27 protein-coding genes and 1 pseudogene are annotated in these 24,238 nt (G+C 64.7%); 22 read left to right on the top strand and 6 right to left on the bottom strand.

What is annotated here, in order from left to right; translation table 11 throughout:
• The first annotated feature begins 9 nt into the window (after positions 1–9).
• From cbiB to ACZ0AV_RS04580, 7 genes are read left to right on the top strand one after another with little or no spacing between them, the layout of a single operon-like run.
• Complete coding sequence (cbiB, locus tag ACZ0AV_RS04610) at positions 10–918, top strand: adenosylcobinamide-phosphate synthase CbiB (protein WP_499149947.1); 909 nt, start codon at positions 10–12, stop codon at positions 916–918.
• Positions 911–1,903 carry a threonine-phosphate decarboxylase CobD gene (cobD, locus tag ACZ0AV_RS04605; protein WP_499149946.1) on the top strand — a complete coding sequence of 331 codons (993 nt, stop codon included), beginning with the start codon at positions 911–913 and terminating at the stop codon, positions 1,901–1,903. Before cbiB ends, cobD begins: the two co-directional genes overlap by 8 nt.
• Positions 1,900–3,411 carry a cobyric acid synthase gene (locus ACZ0AV_RS04600; protein WP_499149945.1) on the top strand — a complete coding sequence of 504 codons (1,512 nt, stop codon included), beginning with the start codon at positions 1,900–1,902 and terminating at the stop codon, positions 3,409–3,411. The genes cobD and ACZ0AV_RS04600 overlap by 4 nt, the downstream gene beginning before the upstream one ends.
• Complete coding sequence (cobU, locus tag ACZ0AV_RS04595) at positions 3,412–3,933, top strand: bifunctional adenosylcobinamide kinase/adenosylcobinamide-phosphate guanylyltransferase (RefSeq protein ID WP_499149944.1); 522 nt, start codon at positions 3,412–3,414, stop codon at positions 3,931–3,933.
• Positions 3,930–4,985: a nicotinate-nucleotide--dimethylbenzimidazole phosphoribosyltransferase gene (gene cobT, locus ACZ0AV_RS04590; protein ID WP_499149943.1), complete on the top strand. Its 1,056-nt coding sequence runs from the start codon at positions 3,930–3,932 to the stop codon at positions 4,983–4,985. Before cobU ends, cobT begins: the two co-directional genes overlap by 4 nt.
• Entirely contained in the window at positions 4,982–5,548 is a 567-nt protein-coding gene (locus ACZ0AV_RS04585) for a histidine phosphatase family protein (protein WP_499149942.1), read from the top strand. The genes cobT and ACZ0AV_RS04585 overlap by 4 nt, the downstream gene beginning before the upstream one ends.
• Positions 5,545–6,276 carry an adenosylcobinamide-GDP ribazoletransferase gene (locus tag ACZ0AV_RS04580; RefSeq protein ID WP_499149941.1) on the top strand — a complete coding sequence of 244 codons (732 nt, stop codon included), beginning with the start codon at positions 5,545–5,547 and terminating at the stop codon, positions 6,274–6,276. Before ACZ0AV_RS04585 ends, ACZ0AV_RS04580 begins: the two co-directional genes overlap by 4 nt.
• On the opposite strand, the gene ACZ0AV_RS04575 is transcribed toward ACZ0AV_RS04580, so the two are convergent.
• Positions 6,277–6,606: a four-helix bundle copper-binding protein gene (locus ACZ0AV_RS04575; RefSeq protein WP_499149940.1), complete on the bottom strand. Its 330-nt coding sequence runs from the start codon at positions 6,604–6,606 to the stop codon at positions 6,277–6,279. It lies immediately after the preceding gene.
• Between the two features lie 127 nt (positions 6,607–6,733).
• Here ACZ0AV_RS04575 and ACZ0AV_RS04570 point away from each other — a divergent pair, with 127 nt between their 5' ends.
• Genes ACZ0AV_RS04570 through ACZ0AV_RS04555 form a run of 4 tightly spaced genes read left to right on the top strand, consistent with a single transcriptional unit; the run spans position 6,734 to position 9,100 of the window.
• Positions 6,734–7,138, top strand: coding sequence for a MarR family winged helix-turn-helix transcriptional regulator (locus ACZ0AV_RS04570; protein ID WP_499149939.1), 405 nt, complete (start codon positions 6,734–6,736; stop codon positions 7,136–7,138).
• 57 nt (positions 7,139–7,195) lie between these two features.
• Complete coding sequence (locus tag ACZ0AV_RS04565) at positions 7,196–8,398, top strand: MFS transporter (RefSeq protein ID WP_499149938.1); 1,203 nt, start codon at positions 7,196–7,198, stop codon at positions 8,396–8,398.
• On the top strand, positions 8,395–8,520 hold the full coding sequence (locus ACZ0AV_RS04560) for a hypothetical protein (protein ID WP_499149937.1): 126 nt from the start codon (positions 8,395–8,397) through the stop codon (positions 8,518–8,520). Before ACZ0AV_RS04565 ends, ACZ0AV_RS04560 begins: the two co-directional genes overlap by 4 nt.
• 28 nt (positions 8,521–8,548) lie before the next feature.
• A complete protein-coding gene (locus ACZ0AV_RS04555; protein ID WP_499149936.1) occupies positions 8,549–9,100 on the top strand; it encodes a glutathione peroxidase in 552 nt (183 codons plus the stop codon).
• 59 nt (positions 9,101–9,159) lie between these two features.
• Here ACZ0AV_RS04555 and ACZ0AV_RS04550 read toward each other — a convergent pair whose 3' ends face one another.
• A complete protein-coding gene (locus tag ACZ0AV_RS04550) occupies positions 9,160–10,461 on the bottom strand; it encodes an OmpP1/FadL family transporter (RefSeq protein WP_499149935.1) in 1,302 nt (433 codons plus the stop codon).
• A 640-nt stretch (positions 10,462–11,101) separates the two neighbouring features.
• Here ACZ0AV_RS04550 and dapA point away from each other — a divergent pair.
• The 7 genes from dapA (at position 11,102) to ACZ0AV_RS04515 (ending at position 17,051) form a co-directional block, all read left to right on the top strand.
• Positions 11,102–11,956, top strand: coding sequence for a 4-hydroxy-tetrahydrodipicolinate synthase (gene dapA, locus ACZ0AV_RS04545; protein WP_499149934.1), 855 nt, complete (start codon positions 11,102–11,104; stop codon positions 11,954–11,956).
• 56 nt (positions 11,957–12,012) lie between these two features.
• Positions 12,013–13,146, top strand: a complete 1,134-nt coding sequence (gene rnd / locus ACZ0AV_RS04540; protein WP_499149933.1) for a ribonuclease D — start codon at positions 12,013–12,015, stop codon at positions 13,144–13,146.
• Positions 13,143–13,436, top strand: coding sequence for a YcgL domain-containing protein (locus ACZ0AV_RS04535; RefSeq protein WP_499149932.1), 294 nt, complete (start codon positions 13,143–13,145; stop codon positions 13,434–13,436). Before rnd ends, ACZ0AV_RS04535 begins: the two co-directional genes overlap by 4 nt.
• 15 nt (positions 13,437–13,451) lie before the next feature.
• Positions 13,452–14,381 carry a D-2-hydroxyacid dehydrogenase gene (locus ACZ0AV_RS04530; RefSeq protein ID WP_499149931.1) on the top strand — a complete coding sequence of 310 codons (930 nt, stop codon included), beginning with the start codon at positions 13,452–13,454 and terminating at the stop codon, positions 14,379–14,381.
• Positions 14,382–14,464: 83 nt separating this feature from the next.
• Positions 14,465–14,914 (top strand): YcgN family cysteine cluster protein, encoded by a 450-nt coding sequence (locus tag ACZ0AV_RS04525; protein WP_499149930.1) that lies wholly within the window; start codon positions 14,465–14,467, stop codon positions 14,912–14,914.
• A gap of 135 nt (positions 14,915–15,049) precedes the next feature.
• Complete coding sequence (locus ACZ0AV_RS04520; protein ID WP_499149929.1) at positions 15,050–16,276, top strand: hypothetical protein; 1,227 nt, start codon at positions 15,050–15,052, stop codon at positions 16,274–16,276.
• 235 nt (positions 16,277–16,511) lie between these two features.
• Positions 16,512–17,051 carry a heme utilization protein gene (locus tag ACZ0AV_RS04515; RefSeq protein ID WP_499149928.1) on the top strand — a complete coding sequence of 180 codons (540 nt, stop codon included), beginning with the start codon at positions 16,512–16,514 and terminating at the stop codon, positions 17,049–17,051.
• Between the two features lie 60 nt (positions 17,052–17,111).
• Here ACZ0AV_RS04515 and ACZ0AV_RS04510 read toward each other — a convergent pair whose 3' ends face one another.
• Both ACZ0AV_RS04510 and ACZ0AV_RS04505 read right to left on the bottom strand, forming a co-directional pair.
• The gene (locus ACZ0AV_RS04510) at positions 17,112–17,579 is read right to left on the bottom strand and encodes an RNA methyltransferase (RefSeq protein WP_499149927.1); all 468 of its coding nucleotides are present in this window, start codon (positions 17,577–17,579) and stop codon (positions 17,112–17,114) included.
• A 159-nt stretch (positions 17,580–17,738) separates the two neighbouring features.
• On the bottom strand, positions 17,739–18,107 hold the full coding sequence (locus tag ACZ0AV_RS04505; RefSeq protein WP_499149926.1) for a YajD family HNH nuclease: 369 nt from the start codon (positions 18,105–18,107) through the stop codon (positions 17,739–17,741).
• Positions 18,108–18,242: 135 nt separating this feature from the next.
• On the opposite strand from ACZ0AV_RS04505, the gene ACZ0AV_RS04500 reads away from it, so the two are divergent.
• On the top strand, positions 18,243–18,500 hold the full coding sequence (locus tag ACZ0AV_RS04500; RefSeq protein ID WP_499149925.1) for a hypothetical protein: 258 nt from the start codon (positions 18,243–18,245) through the stop codon (positions 18,498–18,500).
• Between the two features lie 35 nt (positions 18,501–18,535).
• Here ACZ0AV_RS04500 and ACZ0AV_RS04495 read toward each other — a convergent pair whose 3' ends face one another.
• Positions 18,536–20,572 (bottom strand): S9 family peptidase, encoded by a 2,037-nt coding sequence (locus ACZ0AV_RS04495; protein WP_499149924.1) that lies wholly within the window; start codon positions 20,570–20,572, stop codon positions 18,536–18,538.
• Between the two features lie 143 nt (positions 20,573–20,715).
• Between ACZ0AV_RS04495 and ACZ0AV_RS04490 the strand changes: the two genes are divergently transcribed.
• From ACZ0AV_RS04490 to ACZ0AV_RS04480, 3 genes and pseudogenes are all read left to right on the top strand, one after another.
• Positions 20,716–21,186 carry an MFS transporter gene (locus tag ACZ0AV_RS04490; protein ID WP_499149923.1) on the top strand — a complete coding sequence of 157 codons (471 nt, stop codon included), beginning with the start codon at positions 20,716–20,718 and terminating at the stop codon, positions 21,184–21,186.
• Between the two features lie 24 nt (positions 21,187–21,210).
• Positions 21,211–21,986, top strand: a pseudogene (locus ACZ0AV_RS04485) (class II glutamine amidotransferase).
• A gap of 34 nt (positions 21,987–22,020) precedes the next feature.
• Complete coding sequence (locus ACZ0AV_RS04480) at positions 22,021–22,554, top strand: DUF2937 family protein (RefSeq protein ID WP_499149922.1); 534 nt, start codon at positions 22,021–22,023, stop codon at positions 22,552–22,554.
• 500 nt (positions 22,555–23,054) lie between these two features.
• Here ACZ0AV_RS04480 and ACZ0AV_RS04475 read toward each other — a convergent pair whose 3' ends face one another.
• The gene (locus ACZ0AV_RS04475; RefSeq protein ID WP_499149921.1) at positions 23,055–24,233 is read right to left on the bottom strand and encodes a vWA domain-containing protein; all 1,179 of its coding nucleotides are present in this window, start codon (positions 24,231–24,233) and stop codon (positions 23,055–23,057) included.
• Between the last annotated feature and the right edge of the window lie 5 nt (positions 24,234–24,238).

Here is a 24,238-nt window from a genome sequence, read left to right as displayed (position 1 = left end):
GGGGCGGCCATGAGCCTGATCCTCGGTGCATTCGCTGGCGTGGCGCTGGATGCCGCGCTTGGCGAGCCCAGGCGCTGGCACCCGCTGGTGGGCTTTGGCAAGCTGGCCAATCGGCTGGAGCAGCGTTTCAACCCGTCCGGTGGCGGTTGGCGCAGCCATGGCGTGAGCGCCTGGTGCCTGGCTGTCCTGCCGCTGACCCTGGCGACGCTGCTGCTGGCGCAGTTGCCGTGGATCGGCTGGCTGGTGCAGGTGATCGCGCTGTACGCTGCCCTCGGCCTGCGCAGCCTCGACCAGCACGCCCAGCCGGTGGCCCAGGCGCTGCGCCTCGGTGATTTGCCGTTGGCGCGCCAGCGGGTCGGCTACATGGTCAGCCGGCGGACCGAGGACCTGGACGCCACCGGCGTGGCGCGGGCCGGTACCGAGTCGGTGCTGGAAAACGGCAGTGATGCGGTATTTGCCGCACTGTTCTGGTTCTTGATCGCCGGCGCGCCGGGTGTGGTGCTGTATCGCCTGAGCAATACCCTGGATGCCATGTGGGGCTATCGTAACGAGCGCTTCGAACGGTTTGGCTGGGCCGCGGCGAAGATCGACGACCTGCTCAACTACGTGCCGGCGCGCCTGGTGGCGTTGACCTACGCCGTGCTCGGGCGTACCCGCACGGCGATGCGCTGCTGGCAGTGCCAGGCGCCGAAGTGGGACAGCCCCAACGCCGGGCCGGTGATGGCCGCCGGCGCTGGCGCTCTGGGGGTAAGCCTCGGCGGTGCTGCGGTCTATCATGGCGAGCTGCACCAGCGCCCCGCGCTGGGCGAAGGCCCGCCGCCCCAGGCGCGGGATATCGAGAGGGCGATGAACCTAGTGTGGGGCGGCGTGCTGTTGTGGCTGCTGTTGATGCTGAGCGTGGAGGTGTGGGTTGCTTGAGCATGGCGGACGGCTGCGGCGCGCAGCCCTCACCTATGGCTTGCCGCTCGGCGATTGGCTGGACCTGTCGACCGGGGTGGCGCCCTACGGATTACCGCTGCCGGCGATCCCCGAACAGGCCTGGGCGCGCCTGCCCGAGGCCGATGATGGCCTTGAGGCTGCGGCCTGCGCCTACTATGGTGTCGAGCGCCTATTGCCGGTGGCGGGTTCCCAGGCCGCCATCCAGTGCCTGCCGCGGCTGCGCCGTGAAGCCCGGGTCGGCATCGTTTCGCCGGCCTATGCCGAGCATGCAGCGGCCTGGCAGCGCGAGGGCCACCGGGTGCTGGAAATCAGCGAGGCGAGCGTCAACCGGGCTCTGGAACGGCTCGACGTGCTGCTGCTGGTCAATCCCAACAACCCCACTGGCCGGCGCTTTTCACCGCAGCAACTGTACGCCTGGCACGCGCGGCTGGCCGAACGCGGCGGCTGGCTGATCGTCGACGAAGCCTTTATCGACTGCACCCCGGAGCAGAGCCTGGCTGCGCACAGTCACCTGCCGGGGCTGATCATCCTGCGCTCGTTCGGCAAGTTCTTTGGCATGGCCGGGGCCCGCCTGGGCTTCGTCCTGGCCGAGGCCAGGTTGCTGGGCGAACTTGAGGAACTGCTCGGGCCGTGGACGATCAGCGGGCCGACGCGCGCGCTGGGGGCCAGTTTGCTGGGCGATAGTGCCGGCCAGCAGGCCCAGCTCCAGCGCCTGATCAACGATGGCCAGCGGCTGGCCGAACTGCTGCGCGAGCATGGCCTGTCGCCCACTGGCGGCTGTGCGCTGTTCCAGTGGCTTGCCAGTGAACGGGCGGCCCTGCTGCACGAGTTTCTGGCCTGCAATGGCATTCTCACCCGGCTGTTCGAGCAGCCGCCCAGCATCCGTTTCGGCCTGCCGCCGGACGAGGAAGGCTGGCAGCGCCTGGCGCGCGCGCTGGCGGTATTTGCCGAGGAGTCGCGATGAGTCGGTCTGAATCGAACGCCGCCGGGCCGGCCACGGGCGCGACGTTGATGGTGCAGGGCACCACGTCCGATGCCGGCAAGAGTACCCTGGTTACCGCACTGTGCCGCTGGCTGCATCGGCAGGGCGTCAGCGTGGTGCCGTTCAAGCCGCAGAACATGGCACTCAACAGTGCGGTGACCGCCGACGGCGGCGAGATCGGCCGCGCGCAGGCGGTGCAGGCCCAGGCGTGTGGCCTGGCACCCCATACCGACATGAACCCGGTGTTGCTCAAACCGAACAGTGACACCGGCGCCCAGGTGATCATCCATGGGCAAGCAGTCGGCAACATGAACGCCGTGGCCTACCACGACTACAAGCAGGTCGCCCGCGAGGCAGTCCTGGCCTCCCACCGGCGGCTGCAGGCCACGCACCAGGTGGTGATGGTGGAGGGCGCCGGCTCGCCCGCGGAGATCAACCTGCGCGCCAACGACATCGCCAACATGGGCTTTGCCGAGGCGGTAGACTGCCCTGTCATCCTGGTCGCCGATATCGACAAGGGTGGTGTGTTCGCCCACCTGGTCGGCACTCTGGAGCTGTTGTCGCCCAGTGAACAGGCGCGTCTGAAAGGCTTCGTGATCAATCGATTTCGCGGCGACATCGCTTTGTTGCAACCTGGCCTGGACTGGCTCGAGCAGCGCACCGGCAAGCCGGTACTCGGCGTGCTGCCGTACCTCATGGACTTTCATCTGGAAGCCGAAGACGCCATCGACCGCCGCCAGGTGAGCAAGGCCAGCGACGTGCTCAAGGTGGTGGTGCCGGTGCTGCCGCGCATCAGCAACCACACCGATTTCGATCCGCTGCGTCTGCATCCGCAAGTCGCGCTGACCTTCGTCGGTCCGGGCGAGGCGATCCCGCCCGCTGACCTGATCATCCTGCCGGGCTCCAAGAGCGTGCGTGCCGACCTGGCTTTCCTGTGCGGCCATGGCTGGGCCGAGGCCATCGACCGGCACCTGCGTTATGGCGGCAAACTGCTCGGTATCTGTGGCGGGCTGCAGATGCTCGGGCGCCGGGTCGAGGACCCCGATGGCTTGGAAGGAGTGGCTGGCGGCAGCGACGGTCTGGGTCTGTTGCAGATCGACACGGTGCTGGAGCCGCACAAGCAACTGCGCAATGTTCGTGGCCGTCTGTGCCTGGAAGATGCCGCGATCAGCGGCTATGAGATTCACGCCGGCGTGACCACCGGCGCCGACCTGCAGCGCGCCGCGGTACAGCTCGATGACGGCCGTGCTGACGGTGCGCTGAGCGCCGATGGCCAGGTCATGGGGACTTACCTGCATGGTCTGTTCGAATCCTCGACGGCCTGTTCCGCGCTGCTGCGCTGGGCTGGCCTGGGCGAGGTGCAGGTGGTGGACTACCACGCCCTGCGCGAGCGCGATATCGAGCGCCTGGCCGACCTGGTCGAGGCTCATCTGGACCAATCGACCCTGCGTGCGCTCTGCGGCCTGGGCGCGGATACGGAGATCGACTAAATGCACGAGCTGATTCTTGGTGGCGCGCGCTCCGGCAAGAGCCGCCTGGCCGAGCGCCTGGCCCACGAGTCGGGCCACGAGGTGATCTACATCGCTACCAGCCAGGCGCCTGACGGGGAGATGAGCGAGCGGATTCGCGCACACCGCGATCGTCGCCCGGCGCAGTGGGCGCTGGTCGAGGAGCCGCTGGCGCTGGCGCGGGTGCTGGGCGAACACGCATCGACGCAGCGCTGCCTGCTGGTCGACTGCCTCACCCTGTGGCTGACCAACCTGTTGCTGCTGGATGACGACGCACGCCTGGCGCGCGAGCGCGACGCGCTGCTGGCCTGCCTGCCGAACCTGCCTGGGCGGGTGATTCTGGTCAGCAACGAAACCGGCCTTGGCGTAGTGCCGATGGGCGAGCTGACCCGCCGCTACATCGACGAAGCCGGCCTGCTGCACCAGGCCATCGCCGAACGCTGCCAGCGCGTGGTGTTCACGGTCGCCGGCCTGCCCATGACCCTCAAGGGAGACCCGCTATGACGCTCCACTGGTGGCTCGAGCCGATCCAGCCCATCGACCAGGCCGCTTGCGACCAGGCCGCGGCTCGGCAGGCGCAGCTGACTAAACCCGCCGGCTCACTCGGTGAGCTCGAGCGCCTGGCGATACGCCTTGCCGGCCTGCAGGGCCGTGAGCGGCCGAGTATCGACACGCTGTGGATCGCCATCTTTGCTGGTGACCACGGGGTGATGGCGGAGGGGGTATCGGCCTATCCTCAGGCGGTGACCGGGCAGATGCTGCGCAATTTCGTTGGCGGTGGCGCGGCGATCAGCGTCCTGGCCCGCCAGGTGGGCGCGTCGCTGGAAGTGACGGACCTGGGCACCGCGCTGCCACTCGAACCGCTGCCGGGGGTGCGCCACCTGCACCTGGGCGCGGGTACGGGCAACCTGATGCGCGAGGCGGCGATGACGCCTGCCCAGGTGCTGCTCGCCCTGCAGGCAGGCCGTGACAGCGTCGGCCGCGCCAGGCAGGACGGCGCCACGCTGTTCATCGGTGGCGAAATGGGCATCGGCAACACCACGTCGGCCACGGCGCTGGCCTGCCTGCTGCTCGACTGCCCGGTGGCCGAGCTGGTTGGTCCGGGTACCGGGCTTGCCGCAGCTGGTGTCGCCCACAAGGCGCAGGTGATCGAAACGGCACTGGCACTGCACCGCAGCGCTGCGGGCGAGCCGCTGGAGGCGCTGCGTTGCCTGGGCGGTTTCGAGATCGCTGCGCTCACCGGCGCTTACCTGGCCTGTGCCCAACAGGGTGTGGTGGCCTTGGTCGATGGCTTCATCTGCAGCGTTGCAGCGCTGCTGGCGGTGCGCCTGAACCCGGCATGCCGCGACTGGCTGCTGTTTTCCCATCAGAGCGCCGAGCCTGGCCACCAGCGCCTGCTCGCTGCCTTGCAGGCGACGCCGCTCATCAGCCTCGGCCTGCGCCTGGGCGAGGGCAGTGGGGCGGCGCTGGTGGTGCCGATGCTGCGCCTGGCCTGCGCGCTGCACAATGACATGGCCACCTTCGCCGAGGCGGCGGTGGCGGATCGCGCGTCGTGATCCTGCATCTGCTGCGCCACGGCGAAACGGAGCAGGGCGGCGGCCTGCGTGGCAGCCTGGACGATGCGCTGACCGTGGCAGGCTGGGCGCAGTTGCGAGCCGCAGTGCACGCCGATGAGCGGTGGGATGCGCTGGTCAGCTCGCCCTTGCAGCGTTGCGCGCGCTTTGCCGAGGAGCTGGCTGCTGCTCGCGACCTGCCTCTGCAATTCGAGGCGGGCTTGCAGGAACTGCATTTCGGCGAGTGGGAAGGGCGCAGCGCCGCGCAGTTGATGGAAACCGACGCCGACGATCTGGGCCGCTTCTGGGCCGACCCCTACGCCTTCACGCCCCCCGGTGGCGAGCCGCTGCTGGCGTTCGAGGCGCGCGTGCTGGCGGCCATCCAGCGCCTGCAGGCCGACTATCAGGGACAGCAGCTGCTGGTGGTCACCCATGGCGGGGTGATGCGCCTGCTGTTGGCGCGAGCCCGGGGCCTGCCCCGTGAGCAACTGCTGCAGGTCAGCATTACTCATGGGCAGCGGGTGCACCTGCAGGTCGATGCCCAAGGAATGCGGGAGCTGCCATGACGCCGTTGTGGATCGCTCTGCAGTTTCTCACCCGCCTGCCGGTGCGCCTGGCCGGCATGCCGACGCCCGAGCAGACGGGCCGCTCGCTGCTTTGTTATCCGCTGGTGGGTGGAGTGATCGGTCTGCTGCTGCTGATCGTGGCGCAGTTGCTCGACGCAGCACCTGTACCCCTGCAGGCGGCAATCCTCCTGGCCGTGTGGGTGGCCCTGACGGGGGCATTGCACCTCGACGGCCTGGCCGACAGCGCGGATGCCTGGATGGGCGGCTTTGGCGACCGTGAACGCACCCTTGCGATCATGAAGGACCCGCGTAGCGGGCCGATTGCCGTGGTGGTGCTGGTGCTGCTGCTGCTGCTCAAGTTCGCCGCGTTACTGGCCCTGCTCGAGCAGGGTAGCCACCTCGGGTTGCTGCTGGTTCCGGTGCTGGGGCGCGCTGCGCTGCTGGCCTTGTTTCTGAGCACGCGTTACGTGCGTGCAGGCGGTCTCGGTGAGGCACTGGCGAACCACCTGCCGCGTTCGGCAGCGGTCGTGGTGCTGGCGCTGACTTGCGCGGCTTGCCTGCTACTCGGCGGCTTCTGGATGATGGTGGCGGCAACGGGGATCTTTTTCTGCCTACGGCAGATGATGTTGCAGCGCCTCGGCGGTACCACGGGCGATACCGCCGGGGCGCTGCTGGAAGTGCTGGAGTGCGGTGCGTTGCTCGCGCTGGCGCTGCAGCTCGCCGGCTGATCAGGCTGCCATTGCCAGGCACTCGTCCGCGCAGCGCTGGCACGCCTGAGCGCATTGTTGGCAATGGTCGTGGTCATGTCTGGCACATTCTTCCGCGCACGCCTGACAGGCCTTGGCGCACAGCACGCAGAACTGCTCGGCCAGGGCGCTGTCGCGCAGCATCAGCGCCTCGGCCAGCCGGCACAGGTCCGCGCAATCACGATCGAGTCGAATGCAGGCGCGCATCATCTGCAGGTCCGGTTCTGCCAGGCAGGCTGCCGCACACGTTTCGCAGGCGATGGCACACGCGCTGCAGGCCTGGATGCATGAGGCATAGTGGGGTGAAAGCATGGTCAGTCCTCCTCATAGTCAATGGGTGCTGCGAGCGGTTGACTGGATGGTGTCGGCAACGTTCGGAGTTTCTGACGAGCCACATTCGGGTTGCGTGGGGCATGATGCGGGTATATACATCTAATCCATGTTGCCAACCGAATGCCTCTGCACACGCTTGCGTCGCGCCAGCCGCGGTGTCAGCAAACTCTACGACGATGCCCTGAGCGAAATCGGCCTCAACGTCGCCCAGTATTCGCTGCTGCGCCATCTGCAGCGCCTCGAACAGCCCAGCATCACCGACCTGGCCGCTGCCATGGGCCTGGAGCGCAGCACCCTGGGCCGCAACCTTCGCGTGCTGGAGGGCAGGGGGCTGGTTGCGTTACTGGATGGCGTCGATCAGCGCAATCGCCTGGTATCGCTGACGCCGGTTGGCGAGCGGCTACTCGGTGAAGCACTCGGCGCCTGGCAGACGGTGCAGGTGGATTTGAAGCGGCGACTGCAACCGCAACACCTCGACGCACTGGACGAGCTGCTCGCCAGCCTGGGTTGACCAACGCGGCAAGGCAGCGCTGCTGTCGTTTGACCTGACAACAAGAAAGGACACGCAATGAGCTCGGTATGGCGCACACGTTTCTGGCTGATGCTGGGAGCCTCCCTGATTCTTGCCCTGTCCCTTGGCACGCGCCATGGGTTTGGCTTGTTCCTGTCGCCAATGAGTGACGATTTCGGCTGGGGGCGTGGCGTCTTCGCATTCGCCATCGCCTTGCAAAACCTGATCTGGGGCATCGCCCAGCCATTCACCGGCGCCCTGGCCGACCGCTTTGGCGCGCAGCGAGCGATCATTGTCGGCGGTCTGCTGTATGCGGTCGGGCTGGTGCTGATGGGTCTGTCCGATTCACCTTTGTCGCTGTCGTTGAGCGCCGGCCTGTTGATCGGTATCGGCCTGTCGGGAACATCGTTCTCGGTGATTCTCGGTGTCGTCGGCCGTGCGGTACCACTGGAGAAGCGCAGCATGGCCATGGGCATCGCGGCGGCGGCTGGCTCTTTCGGCCAGTTCGCCATGCTGCCGGGCACCTTGGGGCTGATCGGCTGGCTAGGCTGGTCGGCCGCACTGGTGGCGCTGGGCATCATGGTGGCGCTGATCGCGCCGCTCGCTGCCATGGTCAAGGATCGCCCGCCAGTCCCTCAGGGGCCGCAGCAGACCCTGGGAGAGGCGCTGCGCGAGGCATGCAGCCACTCCGGTTTCTGGCTGCTGTCGCTGGGCTTCTTCGTGTGTGGTTTTCAGGTGGTGTTCATTGGCGTCCACCTGCCGGCCTACCTGGTCGATCAGCATTTACCGGCCATTGTCGGCACCACGGTGCTGGCGCTCGTTGGCCTGTTCAATGTGTTCGGTACCTACATCGCCGGCTGGCTGGGCGGCCGGCGATCCAAACCGCGACTGTTGAGTGCTCTGTATCTGGCGCGCGGGGTGGTCATCACGTTGTTCATCAGTGTGCCGCTGACCGTCTGGACGGCCTATGCGTTCGGCATCGCCATGGGCTTGCTGTGGCTGTCCACCGTGCCGTTGACCAATGGCACGGTGGCAACGCTGTTCGGGGTGCGTAACCTGTCGATGCTCGGCGGTATCGTGTTCCTGTTCCATCAATTGGGGTCTTTTCTCGGCGGCTGGCTCGGCGGTTACCTTTATGACCACACGGGCAGCTATGATCTGGTATGGCAGATATCCATCCTGCTCAGCGTATTGGCCGCAGCGCTGAACTGGCCGGTTCGCGAGCAGCCTGTGGCGCGCTTGCAAGGAGTCCAGGCATGACCGTTAACCCATGGATCGCTACATGCGCCGGTGTTGTCGGCCTGTTGCTGCTGGCCGCGATCTTTTGGGGCTGGCAGCAGGGTGGGTTGGCAATCATGCAGCTGGGCATGAGCCTGTGCTGAGCATCTCCATCGATAAGGAAACCACCTGATGCGTGTGTCATTGTTTGCTCTGCCGCTGGTCCTGCTGGCGTTCACGGCGTCCGTGCAGGCCGCGGAGTGCCCGGTGTTGCTGCAGGGCGAACTGCCCAAGCTGCGCTCCAAGGAAACCATCGACCTGTGCGAGCAGTTCGCCGGCAAGCCACTGGTGGTGGTCAATACGGCGAGTTTTTGCGGCTTCACTTCGCAGTTCGAAGGGCTGGAGGCGCTCAATAAACGCTACCGTGATCAGGGGCTGCAGATCCTCGGGGTGCCATCGGACTCGTTCAAGCAGGAGTCCGATGATGCCGAGGAGACCGCCAAGGTCTGTTACGTGAATTACGGTGTGACCTTCACCATGAGTGACACTCAGCCCGTCACCGGCGACAACGCCATCCCGCTGTTCAAGGAACTGACTCGGCAGACGGCGGCACCGCGGTGGAATTTTTTCAAGTATGTGGTGGATCGCAAGGGCCAGGTGATCGCGCGTTTTTCCAGCATGACCAAGCCGGATGACCCGCAATTGCTCGCGGCGGTGGGAAAGGCGATTGCGTCCAAGCCGTGACCTGCGAATCAGCGAAATAAAAAAACGCGGCCAAGGCCGCGTTTTTTACTGATCTGCGCTTAGAAGCGGTAGGTCAGGGATGCGCCCAGGCCATGGGCGCTGTTCTTGTAGGAGGCGTTGTAACTGCCGCGAGCTGGCGTGCTGCGGTTGACCTCGACCTCTTCCTCCTTGAGGTAGGAGTAGGCCAGGTCGATGGTCATGTCGTCGCTCGGGCTCCAGCCGGCGCCAAGGCTGAAGATCGTCCGGTCGCCAGAGGGGATGCGTGGCGAGCGGTCGGTGTTGTTGGTCGGGGCCTGATCGATCGCCAGACCGGTGCGCAGTACCCACTGCGGGTTCACCTTGTAGGCCAGGCCGACAGCATGCGCCCAGGTGTCGTGCCACTCCTGTTCTTCGACGATGGTGCCGAGCGAGCCGGCAAATGCGCCGCCCACCCCCTCGTTCTCGATACGCAGCTCCTTGAAGCGGCTCCAGCGCGTCCAGGTACTGCCGGCGTACAAGGTCCAGGCATCGTTCAGTTCGTGGGTGAAGGACATGTCCACCGATTCGGGTGTGGTCACGTCAAGCGCAGCGTCGTACTTGCCGGCCGAGGTGGCGATCGCCGGGCCTGGGCCCGATACGCGAGTATCGCCTTCCAACTCGTACTTGACTCGGGAGCGGTAGGTCACGCCGACACGGGTTTGCGGAGTGAACTCGTAGAGCACGCCGGCATTGAAGCCCACAGCCACGTCATCGCCCTTGACCTTGACCTTGCCGTCGTTGGCACCGGGCGGGCCAGCCGGATTGGTCAATGACGAGCTCAGTTCGCCCTCGATATGGTTGAAGGTGGGGCCGAAACCAACCGACAGCTTGTCGTTGAAGCGGTAGCTCAGCGTCGGCTGTACGGTAATCACCCGCACATAGCTCTTGTCGGCGAAGTAGCGGCCCTGGAAGCCGCTTTCATATTCCGTGGACAAGCCAAAGGGCACGTAGATGCCCACACCAAAGGCGACTTTCTCGTCGAGCGGTTTGACGTAGTAGCCCATCGGGACACCCGTGGTCGGGACCATGTCGCCGTCATTGCTACCACCGTTTGCCCCGCCGCCACCTGCCGCCACGGCAGTGGTACTGCTGGTGTCGCTGATGCTGCTCTTGGCATGGATGGCGGCCACACCGAAGTTGACCTGCTCACGCTGGATACGCGCCATACCTGCCGGGTTGCCGAACACCGTGCTGGCATCTTCAGCGGAGGAGGAGCGGCCGGCGAACGACATGCCCATGCCGGCGACGCTCTGCTCGTTGAGCGCGAAGCCGCTGGCCAGGCTGTAGCTGGACGTGGATGCGATGGCGATGGCCAGACCGGTTCTTAGGATTCTTGTACTCACGGGTTGCTCCTTGGCGGGGTCGGGGAACTCTCGCTTTGCTGACTCGGTGCCAATCGGGAAAGTTCAGGGTTAAACACGATCCATCGAGGTCAAGCTGTCCGTCGGGTCAGGATATAGAGCCTCGCGCGGCTTGGCACCCGTGACTCGACAGTCAGTTTTTGCAGCGTGCGACGGGCTTTCCGAAACATGGCGATGTTTCGGCTGCAATGAATTCCCGGGGCTTGCGAGAGGGTAGCAAAGCCGATCGTGGCGAAGCGCTGCAGTCCCTGCGTCATTGGCGGGCGGCGCTGCAGGTTTTCGCCCTGTGCGTTTTGGCTGATTGCCGGCCATGGCCCTTTCAGCAGGCCGTTGACACCGCAGGTGAGCCTTGGGCAGTATCGACGCCTACCGCCTTGTTCGAGCATCGCATGTTCACCAGCTCCCAGCCTTCGCTTCCTGCACACAGCCCTCTGGCTGCGTTGCCGCGCGTCTGCCTGGTGGTTGGCAAGTCGAAGAAACAGTCGCTCATTTGACCGGGGCGCGCTGTCCCGTCAGATGGGCTGACAGGACAGAGGCGCGAGGTCGAAGCATCCCTTCGTCACACTCCCTTTCCGCACTCCATCGACGGTGACCGAACGGTCTACACCGAGGAGTTGCAAGCATGTCTACATTTTCTGGAGTCTGGGTCGCCCTGGTGACGCCTTTTCGCGACGGGCAGGTGGACTTCCCGGCGTTGCGCGCGCTGGCCGTTCATCTGATCGACGCCGGTGCGGCAGGGCTGGTGGTGTGTGGCACCAGCGGAGAAGCCGCCGCATTGGAGGAGGGCGAGCAACTGGCGGTGCTCGATGCGGTACTCGAGAGGGTACCGGCCTGCCGTGTGGTGATGGGGCTCAGTGGCAATAATCAGGCGGCGGTGCTTGGGCGTTTGCAGCGCATCCAGAATCGCCCCCTGGCCGGTGTGCTGGTGCCGGCGCCTTATTACATCAGGCCGTCGCAGCAGGGCCTGCTGAGGTTCTTCGAGGCCATCGCCGACGCTTCACGGCTGCCGATCATCCTCTACGACATTCCCTATCGCAGTGCCGTCAGCCTGGAACTGGACACCCTCCGCCAGCTTGCCAGGCATCCGCGAATCGTGGCGATCAAGGATTGCGGCGGCGACCTTCGCAAGACCCAGGCGCTGATTCAGGACGCTACCCTCGATGTGCTCACCGGCGAGGAAGAGCAGCTGTTCACCACCCTCTGCCTGGGCGGCAGCGGGGCCATCTCTGCCGCGGCGCACCTGCGTACGGCCGATTTCGTTGCGGTGGTCACGCTCTTGCAGCAGGGTGATCTGCTTGCCGGTCGCGCCTTGTTCCGTGAATTGCTGCCGTTGATCCGCCTGGTTTTCGCCGAGCCCAACCCGGCGCCAGTTAAAAGCCTGCTGGCCATGCAGGGGCTGATTGCCGACGAGCTACGCGAGCCGATGCTGCGCTGCTCCGATGAGTTGCGTGAACGTATGCGTGCCGAACTACTGTGAGCGCACAGCAGCGGCTCACGGGATATACTGCGCGGCAATCTTTACGGGAGAGCCGCGTGACCATCGAAATTCTCTGGATTCGAGACAACGCCAGCCTGGCCGAGCACTGCTCGGCCTGGCGCAAGCAGCCCTTCGTGGCGCTGGACACCGAGTTCATGCGCGTCGATACCTTTTACCCGATCGCCGGGCTCTTGCAGATCAGCGAGGGCGCGTGCGCGTACCTGATCGACCCGCTGCTGATCGACGACTGGTCGCCGTTCGCCGCGTTGCTCGAGGACCGAGAAGTCATCAAGGTAGTGCACGCCTGCAGCGAAGACCTCGAAGTGCTGCTGCGCCTGACCGGCAGCCTGCCTGTGCCGCTGTTCGACTCGCAGTTGGCTGCCGGCTACCTCAATCTAGGCTTTTCCATGGGGTATTCGCGGCTGGTACAGGCGGTGCTGGACATCGAACTGCCCAAGGGCGAGACCCGTTCCGACTGGCTGCAGCGCCCGTTGTCCGACACCCAGGTCAGCTACGCCGCCGAAGACGTGGTGCACCTGGCGGAGCTCTACCGACGCCTGCAGGAAAAACTCTCGGCAGAAAAAAACGCCTGGATCCTTGAAGACGGTGCCGAGCTGGTCGCCAACCTGGGCCGGGAAATTCCGGCCGAAGAGGCCTACCGCGAAGCCAAGCTGGCCTGGAAACTGTCACGCGCCCAGTTGGCCGTGTTGCGCGCACTGTGCACCTGGCGCGAGCGGCAGGCGCGGGCGCGTAACCAGCCACGCAACCGCATCCTGCGCGAGCATTCGCTGTGGCCGCTGGCTCGCCAGCAGCCGAGCGATCTGGTCGCCCTGGCGCGCATCGAGGACATGCACCCGAAAACCGTGCGCCAGGACGGCGAAACCATCCTGCAGATCATCCGCGAGGCCGCCGCAACGCCGGCGAGCGAGTGGCCGCCGGCCATGCCCGAGCCGCTGCCGCTGGAGTCCACGGCGTTGCTCAAGAAGCTGCGCGCCATCGGCCAACGCGAAGGTGAACGCCTGGATATCGCCCCCGAACTGATGCTGCGCAAGAAGACCCTCGAGGCCTTGCTCAAGAGCGGCTACCCGAACGGGCCTTATCGCTTGCCCGATAGCCTGCGCGGCTGGCGCCGCGAGCGGATGGGCCAGGCACTGCTCGATTGCCTCGCCGGCGAAGGGGAGTGCGCATGAAGCGTATCTGCTCGATCTACAAGAGCCGCCGCAAGGACGGCATGTACCTCTACGTGCTGCGCGCCGATGCCCTGAAACAGGTGCCCGACAGCCTGCTAAACGCCTTTGGCCCGCCGGTGCATGCCTTCGACATGGTGCTCACGCCGGAGCGTACCCTGGCCCGTGAAGACATCCACAAGGTGTTGGAGAACCTCGACAGCCAGGGCTACCACCTGCAGATGCCGCCCCCCGAAGAGGATTACATCGAACACCTGCCGGAAGAACTGCTGCGCCGCAACGACCCGGTCTAAGCGAGGAGATTTCCCATGCGCGTACTGATTGCCGAGGGCGATCACGCCCTGTACCGCCGCCTGCTACAGGAGGCCGTGCCGGATCACGAACTGATCGCCGGCGACGGCATGGAGTTGGCGGGGCAGGCCGGCGACTGCCCGATCTGGCTCGGCGAGCCGCATGTGTTCGCCGAGCTGATGCGCGCCGGCCACCAGCCTGCGTGGCTGCAATCGACCTGGGCCGGCATCACTCCGTTGCTGGCGCAGGATTTGCCACGGGACTATCAGCTGACGCGCGCGGTCGGGGTGTTCGGCCAGGTCATGGCCGAGTACGTGCTCTGTCACATGCTTGCCCACGAACGCGAGCTGTTTACCCGCCTGCAGGCGCAGCGCGAGCAACGCTGGGATGGCCGGCTGCCGAGCAGCCTGGCAGGGCGTACGGTGCTGATTGTCGGTACTGGCGAAATCGGCGTGGCGGTCGCGGGTTTCCTGCAACCGTTCAAGGTCGAACTGGTCGGAGTGGCCAGCAGCGCGCGCACCCTCGCGCCGTTCAGTGAAGTGGCTGCTCTCGAGGACTTGCCACGGCTCGTCGCGCAGGCCGATTACGTGGTCAACCTGCTGCCCAACACGCCGGCGACCTCGGACCTCTACGATGCCGAGCTGTTCGCGCACTTCAAGCCGTCAGCTGTGCTGATCAACGCCGGACGCGGCGCGGCGGTGGTTGACGACGACCTGGTCGCGGCGCTCGCCAGGGGGCAACTGGCCGCCGCAGTGATCGACGTCTGCCGTGAAGAGCCGCTGCCTGCCGGGCACCCGTTCTGGGGCACCGACAACCTGCTGCTGACCGGCCACAGCGCCGCGCCCAGCCTGCCGTCGCTGGTGGTCGAGCTGTTCGTCGACAACCTGCAACGTTATCGAGACGGCCACACGCTGCACGGCGCGGTTGATTTCTCCAAAGGCTACTAGACGCATCGTCGTGCGCGGCTTGTGCTGCGCGGCCGGCAGACCTAGACTGCCGGCCTTTTCGCCCGCTTCCTGCAGTCTCGATCATGGCCGCGTCCGCACTTCCGTTCTGGCAACACAAGACCCTCGAGCAGCTCGATACCCAGGAGTGGGAATCGTTGTGCGACGGTTGCGGGCTGTGCTGCCTGCAGAAACTCGAAGATGAGGACGACGGTGCCGTCTACTACACGCGCGTGGCCTGCAAGCTGCTCGACCTCGACAGCTGCCGCTGCAGTGATTACCCCAACCGCAAGACCTTCGTGCCGGACTGCATCCAGCTTACGCCCGCCCAGGCGGATCAGTTCCAGTGGCTGCCGCCGACCTGCGGTTACCGGCTGGTAAGCGAAGGCAAGGACCTGCCGTCATGGCACCACCTGGTATGCGGTGACCCGGACGCGGTGCACCGTGAGCGCATTTCCCAGGCCGGGCGTATGCTCAGTGAAAACAGCGTGGCCGAGGATGACTGGGAAGAACACCTGATCTTTCGTGCTGGCTGAGTGTCTGTGATGTGCCGCCGCAGCCCGTTAAGGCTCGCTTAAGCACACCCGTGTTTCATGGTGCTGTTGCGCCATGCGGTTGTTGTGCCCTGATCCCGTGGACCGTTCCAATTCGTCTGTTCTGGAGTTGCCTGTATGTCGATGCGCTGCTTGCTGCTGTCCGCTGTTCTGTTGAGTACCGGCACCCCCCTGTGGGCCGCCGACAAGGTCGATCTCGACTACAAGGTGAAATTCCTGCCGCAAAGCGATCAGGCGCAGGTCAGCATCAGCCTGGAGAAGGGCGAGCAGGTGCGCAGCCTCGACTTCAACCTGGGCGACGAGGGCTACTACAGCGACTTTCAGGCCGATGGTGAGTGGACCCAGAAGGATCCGCAGCGCGGCCGGTGGGTGCCGGGCAAAGGCAAGGCCAGCCTCACCTACAAGGTGCGCATCAGCCACCCGCGCGGCGATGATCGTTTCGATGCACGTATGACCGAGGACTGGGCGCTGCTGCGTGGCGATGACCTGGTTCCCAGCGCGGTGCTCAACCAGGTCGACGGCACGGAACTGGTCTCGCGCATCGAATTCGACTTGCCCGAGGGCTGGCGTAGCGTCGAGACCGGTTGGCCGCGGATCGGCGACAACAAGTTTCGCATCGACAACCCCCAGCGCAAGTTCGACCGCCCGACTGGCTGGATCGTCGCCGGCAAGATCGGCACGCGCCGCGCCAAGCTCGGTGAAACCCAGGTAACCATCGCCGCGCCGGTGGGCGAGGGCATGCGTCGCATGGATGTGCTGACCCTGCTGACCTTCGTCTGGCCGGAAATTCAGGCTGTGTTCCCGCGTGATCCCGCCAAGCTGCTGGTAGTCGGTGCTGGCGACCCGATGTGGCGCGGCGGTCTGTCGGCGCCCAACTCGTACTTCATGCACGCCGACCGCCCGCTGGTCAGCGAGAACGGCACCAGCTCCCTGGTACACGAGCTGGTGCACGTGTTCAGCCGAATAAGCGACACCGACAAGAGCGACTGGATCAGCGAGGGGCTGGCCGAGTACTACGCCATCGAGGTGATGCGCCGTGCCGGCGGGCTCAGCGAAGACCGCTATCAGAAGGTCCGCGAACACCTGATCACCTGGAGCAAGCCGGTCAAGTCCCTGCGCACCGAAAACGCTACCGGGCCGGTCACCGCCCGCGCAGTACTGCTGTTGCAGGAGCTCGACCGCGAAATCCGCCAAGCCACCAAAGATGGCGAGCAGCGCTCGCTGGACGACGTGGCCCGCGGCCTGATGCGCATGGACAACGCCAGTACCAAAGACTTCATCGAAATGACCGAGAACGTCATGGGGCGCAGTTCCAAGGTGCTGGATACCCGACTGCTGCGTTGAGGTTTCGTCTCTAGCGTCCCGCTCGTCAGGGCAGAAACGCCCCTCTTTGATGCCCAATCGCCCAATCCGGTGCAGCCGCCGGATTGGGCGTTTTGCGTACAGGCCCCGCCATTGCTGGTGCCCACCAAGCTATCAATGAAGTCGATCTTTACTATTCCTGGGAACGAGTTTTTGATCAAATTTTCTTGAGTAACATGAGCTCCATACCCACTTACTTCCTCCCAAGGAGCTCGACATGAAAACTGAATTCATCGCCAGTCTGTTTATCGCCACCCTCGCCAGCGCCGCTTTTGCTCTTCCGCAAGCACCGGTCGACGCGACTACCTCGCACTCGGTTGGTGCGCAAAAAGTGGCCGAATACGGTTACGAGCGCACCGGTGGCAAGATCGCCGAGAGCGGCTTCGAACGCGTCGGTGGCAAGCTGGTTGCCGAGGACGGCTACAGCCGCACCGGTGGCAAGATCGCCGAGAGTGGCTTCGAACGCGTCGGCGGCAAGCTGGTTGCCGAGGATGGCTACGAGCGCACCGGTGGCAAGATCGCCGAGAGCGGCTTCGAACGTGTCGGCGGCAAGCTGGTTGCCGAGGATGGCTACGAGCGCACCGGTGGCAAGATCGCCGAGAGCGGCTTCGAACGTGTCGGTGGCAAGCTGGTTGCCGAAGATGGTTACAGCCGTACCAGTGGCAAGATCGCCGAGAGCGGTTTCGAACGCGTCGGTGGCAAGCTGGTTGCCGAGGACGGCTACAGCCGCACCGGTGGCAAGGTTCAGCCGTCCTGATCGGTAGGTGTCAACACGAAGCCCGGCTTGTCCGGGCTTTATTTGGCCTGGCGTTTGAGCTCAGTACTTGGCGCCGGTCTTGGTGTTGTTGCCTTTGGCCAGGCGGTCGTAGAGCACCACGTTGACGGTGGCCGCCAGGTTCATGCAGCCCTGGGTCGGGATATACACCACTTCTTCGCACCAGTCGCGCACCGCTTTGCTCAGTGAGCCATCTTCAGGGCCGAAGATGTAGAAAGCGCGATCAGGGTGAGTATAGGTCGGCAGCGGTAGGGCGCCGTCAACCAGTTCCACCGCCACGGGCGTACAGCCCAGTGGAATCACCTTTTGCAGGTCGTCGATACCGATCAGGGGAATGTCCAGGTGCACACGCTTGGTGTCGGTCACGAAGTCCCGGGCGCGCTCGTAGCGTTTGCCGGTGTAGAACACCGAGGCCACGCCATAGCAGCCAGCAGCGCGCATCACCGCGCCGACGTTCTCCGGTGACTTGGGGTTGTAGAGACCAATGCAGCTGTATCGTTTGTTGCCCACGGGCAGGCCTCGTGCAAAAGGGGCGGCATTATACGGCCTGTTGGGTTACCCGTGGCTGTTGGCGTGGCAGCGCTAGCCGCGTTGCCGCGAGAAATTTCGCCAGGCCGTGTCGCTCCCTCGCGAACCTTCAACGATGCATGGCGAAATTTTCCGTTCGACTCAGGGCTTTTTCTGCAGCAGGTCGGCGAGGTTGGCAAATGCCTTGTGGGTGGTTTTCGGACCGGTCTGGCTGGCCAGCGAACCTTCACTGAAATACTGCTGGTCGGTGTAACGGGCGTGTTCGTTGTCATGACAGAACAGGCACAGCAGTTCCCAGTTCGAGCCGTCCTGAGGATTGTTGTCATGGTTGTGGTCGCGGTGGTGCACCGTCAGCTCGCTCAGGCGCTTGCCGGAAAACTCCCGGGCGCAGCGGCCGCAGACGTGCGGATACATGCGCAAGGCCTTGTCCCGGTAGCCTTCTTCACGGCTGCGCTGGGCATCGGCGAGGATGCGGTCGAGTTTGGAGGTAGGCGTGGACGGGCTGCTCATGATCGCTCCTTGGTGGTGATGTCCGAGTATAGAGCGCAGGCGTTGTCGTTGGCTGCCTTGCTGAATCAATTTGCACTTTTTCAGCCCTTGCCCTGCCCAACGCAACACGCCCCATTGATTAAAGGAGTTTCGAACATGCTCAAGCCCATTCTGATATTGATCAGCCTGCTGTCATTGGCCAGCGCCGCTCAGGCTCAGCAGAGCCCAACGTCGCCCGCCCAACCGTCGGGTGCCATACAGACCCCCAGCGTTCCGGATCCTTCAGCCGCAGACCCGGATAGCCCGCCAGTGGTTCGCGATGGTCGTGACAACGATGAGTCGACCGAGGCGGCTGAAGACGCTGCCGAGCGTCGCGACGAGCAGGACACCGAGCACGACGACGAGCAGCACTGAGTGCGCTCGGCAGCCGGCCTGGCAGCGCTGATCCTTCAGTTGCCAGACCGCAAGCCGAGCACCTTGAACAGGAACGCATATTCCAGTGCGACATCTCGCAGCGCCTGATAGCGACCGCTCATGCCGCCATGGCCGGCCTCCAGGTCGGTCTTGAGCAGCAGCAGGTTGGTGTCGGTCTTCAACTCGCGCAGGCGCGCCACCCATTTGGCGGCTTCCCAATACTGCACGCGGCTGTCGTTGTAGCCCGCCACTGCGAGGATCGCCGGATAGGCCTGCGCTCTCACGTTCTCGTACGGCGCGTAACCCTTGATACGTGCGTACACGTCCGCGTTGTCGGGATTGCCCCATTCGTCATACTCGGTGACGGTCAGTGGCAGCTCCGGGTTGAGCATGGTGTTGAGCACATCGACGAACGGCACTTCGGCGATAGCCGCCGCGAACAGCTCTGGTCGCAGATTGAGCGTTGCACCGATCAGCAGGCCGCCGGCGCTCCCGCCGCTGATGGCCAGTTGCGACGGGCTGGTGAAACCCTCGGCAATCAGGTGTTCGGCGCAGGCGATGAAGTCTTCGAAACTGTTCTGCTTGTGCTCCAGTTTACCGGCGCGGTACCAGGCTTCGCCCAGCTCACCGCCACCGCGCACGTGAGCGATGGCGAACACGACGCCGCGATCGAGCAGGCTCAGTCGCGCATGGGAAAACCACGGGTCGAGACTTTCACCGTAGGCGCCATAACCATAGAGATAAAGGGGGGCTTGTTGGCCCAGGGCATCGCGTCGGGCAACCAGGCTGATCGGCACCTGGGCGCCATCCCGGGCGGTCGCCCACAGGCGCTGGCTCACGTAAGCGTCGGCATCGAACTCACCGAGTACCGGGGTTTCCTTGAGCACCTGCTGGCTGCCGTCGGCCAGGTTCAACTGGCGGATCTGCGCGGGTCGGTTAAGCGCTTCGTAACGTAGGCGAATCACCGGGCTGGCGAATTCCAGGCTGTCCTGCACATACAGGCTGTAGGCCGCGTCCGGCAGGGCGACGCGATACCCGGCCAGCCCTTGTGGGCGCACGTCGATCACGGGCAGGCCGCCCTCGCGCAGGCTGAGCACCAGAGCCGACTCGGCCAGGCTGACGCCTTCGAGCATCACCCTGTCGTCGTGTGCGACCAGCTGCTGCCAGTTGGCCCGGGTCGGCTGCTGTGGCGTTGCGCTGTACAGGGCGAAGTTGATACCGGCCTGGTTGCTGCGAATCAGCCAGGCCCAGTGGCCGTTGAGCTTGCCGTGGTCGGCGTAGTATTCGTGGTGTTCTTCTCGTGGAGCCAGGCACTGGAAGGGCTGCTCCGGAGCATCCGCATCCAGCACCCAGCATTCGCTGGTGGTCTTGCTGCCGAGCAGCAGCACCAACTGGCGCTCTGAACTGCTGCGGTAGCAGCTGAGAAAGAAGCGCTCGTCCGCTTCATGAAAGACCTGCGTACTGGCGGTTTCGCCAAGCCGGTAGCGGTGCAGCGTGCTGGGGCGGTGCGCCTCGTCGAGCTCGCCATAGAACAGCGTCTGGTTGTCGTTGGCCCAGGTCATGCTGCCGTCACAATTCTCGAACGGTAGTTCGATGATCGCGCCGCCGGCCAGTTCCTTGATGAACAGGCGGTAGATCTCGTCGCCGCTGGTGTCCAGGCTGTAGGCGAGGCGCTGCTGGTCCGGGCTGATGCTGAATGCGCCGAGTGACAGGAAGCCGCCCGCGGCCAGTTCATTCGGATCGAGCAGCAGCTGTTCGGCCGTTTCGTCGATGGATAGGCCGCCATCGGCCGGTCGCGGGCAGCGATAGTGACGCGGGTATTCGTCGCCGGCGGTGGTGCGCTGATAATAGAGGTAGTCGCCCCACGGCGTGGGTAGCGACAGGTCGGTTTCACGGATGCGCGCCTTGATTTCCTGAAACAGCTGTTCGCGCAGTTCGTGGTCGTTCAGCTGGTTTTCCAGGTGGGCGTTCTCGGCGCGCAGGTGCTCGAGCACCTCGTCGCTGTCGCGGGCTTCAAGCCAGCGGTAGGGATCGGCGCCAGCAGCCTTGCGGGCGATAGGGGCGTTGCTCATCGATGTCTCCATGGCGCGGGGGCGACGCCAGCAGCGCCGAACCGGGTAAAAGCCGTTATCATAAGCGTCTTTGTCGTCAGGCAACCGTCGCACATGCGCATTCGCCCGATCGAGTCCAGTCAGTCACGGGAACCGTCCCCCTTATGATCGAAAACGACTATCTCCTCGCCTGGGGCGCCTATGCAATCGCCGCACTGGGCTGCCTGCTGGTGTGGTTTCGCATCACCCGCTGGATGTGGCGCTACCTGCGCGAGCCCCTGCGCCTGCTGGCGGCCATCCTGCTGTTCTGCCCGACCATCGTCGACCCCGCCAAGGAGCTGTTTGCGCCAGCCGTGGCGATCGTCGCCCTCGACCTGATCTTCAAGGTCGGCAGCAGCGTCTGGCGCGCCGTGGCGGACCTTGCCATGTACGGGCTCATCGCGTTCGCCCTCTACCTCGTGTTCGTGGCCATCCGCTGGCCGCTCGAACGCAGTGCGAAGGCGCGCAAAGCCACCCGTGAGCAACAGCAGGGCGAGGACAGTGACCTGACCCTGCGCGAGCACCTCGAGCAGGAGCAGCAACCGAAGCACGCGCCACGCAGTACCCGCAGCGCTCGCGTCGAGCCGCGGCTGTAAGCACCCCTCAGCGAGAGACCGATCATGTGTGAACTGCTCGGCATGAGCGCCAACGTCCCCACCGACATCGTCTTCAGCTTCACCGGGCTGATGCAACGGGGGGGCGCACCGGTCCACACCGCGATGGCTGGGGCATCGGCTTCTATGAAGGCCGCGGCCTGCGCCTGTTTCAAGACCCGCAGGCGAGCAGCGAATCGGAAGTGGCGCAACTGGTGCAGCGCTACCCGATCAAGAGCGAAGTGGTGATCGGCCATATCCGTCAGGCCAATGTAGGCCGTGTCTGCCTGGCCAATACCCACCCCTTTGTACGTGAGCTGTGGGGGCGCAACTGGTGCTTTGCCCACAACGGCCAGTTGGCTGATTTCCGTCCGGCGTTGAGCTTCTACCGCGCCGTGGGGGACACCGACAGCGAGAGCGCGTTCTGCGATCTGCTCAACCGCGTTCGAACCGCATTCCCCGAAGCGGTACCGATCGAGGTGCTATTGCCTGAACTTGTCGCGGCCTGCGCGGCCTATCGACAGCATGGCGTGTTCAACTGCCTGCTCAGCGACGGTGACTGGCTGTTCAGCTTCTGTTCCAGCAAGCTGGCGCATATCACTCGGCGTGCACCGTTCGGCCCCGCGCACCTGCGTGATGCCGACATGAGCGTGGATTTCCATGCCGAGACCACGCCCAACGATGTGGTTTCGGTGCTGGCCACCGAGCCGCTCACCGATAATGAGCAGTGGTTGCTGTATCAGCCCGGCGAATGGCGCCTGTGGCGTGCCGGCGAGTGCATCGCCCAGGGCCTGAGCAACTGACTAGCGCCCCGTATGGCGGGGCTGCGGGGGAATGATGGTTAGAAGTTATCTGCGCCTGGCGCTGTTCGCCCTGGGGCTGCTCCTAGGCGTCCAGGTGCCGGGCTTCATCGATGATTATGCCAAGCGCGTCGAAGCCCATCGCCTGGAGTCCGAACAAAGCCTGAGCGGCTTTCGCGATACGGCTCGGCGTTTCTTCGAGGGCGACCTCGAACGCCTGGTCGGCCATTATCGCAGCAGCAGCGATCCGGTGATGCAGAGCGACGCACGCAGCGTGAGCCTGCTGGTCGAGCGCTCCGCGTTGCTCGAACGCGAATCGCTGGCGATGCAGGGGCCCTGGTATCGCCAGGTTTGGCACCTGGCGACTGGCGCCGATGAGCAACTGCTGCAGGAAACTCATGCGGCCTACCGCTATCAGGTATTGCTGGCGCCCGAGGCGATTGCCTGGGGCATCGCCTGTGCGCTGTTCCTGGCCTGGGCAGTGGAAAGCATCATGCTGTTGCTGGCACTGCCGTTTCGCCGCCGGGAACGCCGCCCCGTACCCGGTCGACAGCAACCGCGCATGCGTTGACGCGCCATCGTCCGTCATCGCGGCGCCCGCCGTTGCAGGCTCCACACCTCGGCAGGTGCCTAGCCTAGAACATACAAGCGGCGCCCTTGGCGCGAATGATTGCGGGGCGCCGGAAGGTCGGCATCGTTCTTTCGATTCGCCGCGGGGTCGCGGCTCCTACAGGGCGCATACACGCGTAGGCGCGTCGCCCTCGGTGCGAACGATTGGGGGCGCGCCGCGAGATCGGCGTCGTTCTTTCGATTCGCCGCGGGGTCGCGGCTCCTACAGAGCGCGTACACGCGTAGGTGCGGCGCCCTCGGTGCGAATGATTGCGGGGGCGCCGCAAGGTCGGCATCGTTCTTTCGATTCGCCGCGGGGTCGCGGCTCCTACAGGGCGCGTACACGCGTAGGCGCGTCGCCCTTGGCATGATCGATTGGGGCGCGCCGCGAGATCGGCGTCGTTCTTTCGATTCGCCGCGAGGGCGGCTCTTTCCGGCGCAGGCAGCCCTTTTGGCGGTATTTCACTTCGCGAGAAAGCGCATCCCGTCCTCGAGCCCCTGCAAGGTCAGCGGGAACATCTGATCGTTGATCAGTTCGCGGATGATGCCGGTCGAAGAGGTGTATTCCCAAGTCTGTCGCGGGTAGGGGTTGATCCAGATGAGTTTCTTGTAGGTGTCCATGAACCGGCGAATCCACAGGTAACCCGCTTCCTCGTTCCAGTGCTCGACGCTACCGCCCGGTTGGGTGATCTCGTAGGGCGCCATCGCTGCGTCACCGATGAACACGACCTTGTAGTCGGCGCCATACTTGTGCAACAGGTCATGGGTCGAAAAGCGTTCTGCATTGCGCCGCTGGTTGTTCTTCCATACGGATTCATACACGCAGTTGTGGAAGTAGAAATACTCCAGGTGCTTGAACTCGGTGCGACAGGCGGAGAACAGCTCCTCGCAGACCTTGACGTGGGCGTCCATGGAACCGCCGATGTCGAACAGCAGGAGCAGCTTGACGGTGTTGCGCCGTTCCGGACGCATCTGGATGTTCAGCAGGCCGCCATCGCGGGCGGTGTGGTCGATGGTGCCATCCAGATCCAGCTCATCCTGAGCGCCCTGGCGGGCGAACTTGCGCAGGCGGCGCAGCGCCACCTTGATATTTCGCGTGCCGATCTCCACCGAATCATCGAGGTTCTTGTAGTCGCGCTGTTCCCAGACCTTGACCGCCTTGCCCTGGCGTTTGCCCGCGTCGCCGACACGGATGCCCTCGGGGTTGTAGCCGCCCGAGCCAAAGGGGCTGGTGCCGCCGGTGCCGATCCACTTGTTGCCGCCGGCGTGGCGTTCCTTCTGTTCTTCCAGCCGTTTCTTGAACGCTTCGATCAGCTTGTCGAGGCCGCCGAGCGACTGGATTTGCGCGCGTTCCTCGTCGCTTAGGGAGCGCTCGAATTCCTTGCGCAGCCATTCTTCGGGAATCAGCGCTTCAAGGTGCTGATCGAGGTTCTGCAGACCGTCGAAATAGGCCGAAAAGGCACGGTCGAACTTGTCGAAATGGCGCTCGTCCTTTACCAGGATGGCCCGCGCCAGGTAGTAGAACTCGTCCATGTCGGCGAACACGACCTTGTGCTCCAGCGCACCTATCAGGTCGAGCAGCTCGCGCAGGGATACCGGCACCTTGGCCGCGCGCATCTCGTTGAACAGGTTGAGTAGCATGGTGG

It is taken from the genome of Pseudomonas sp. AC532, from assembly GCF_979258965.1.
Note: the sequence above shows the minus strand (reverse complement) of the source record. Positions and strands in the feature narration are given on the sequence as shown.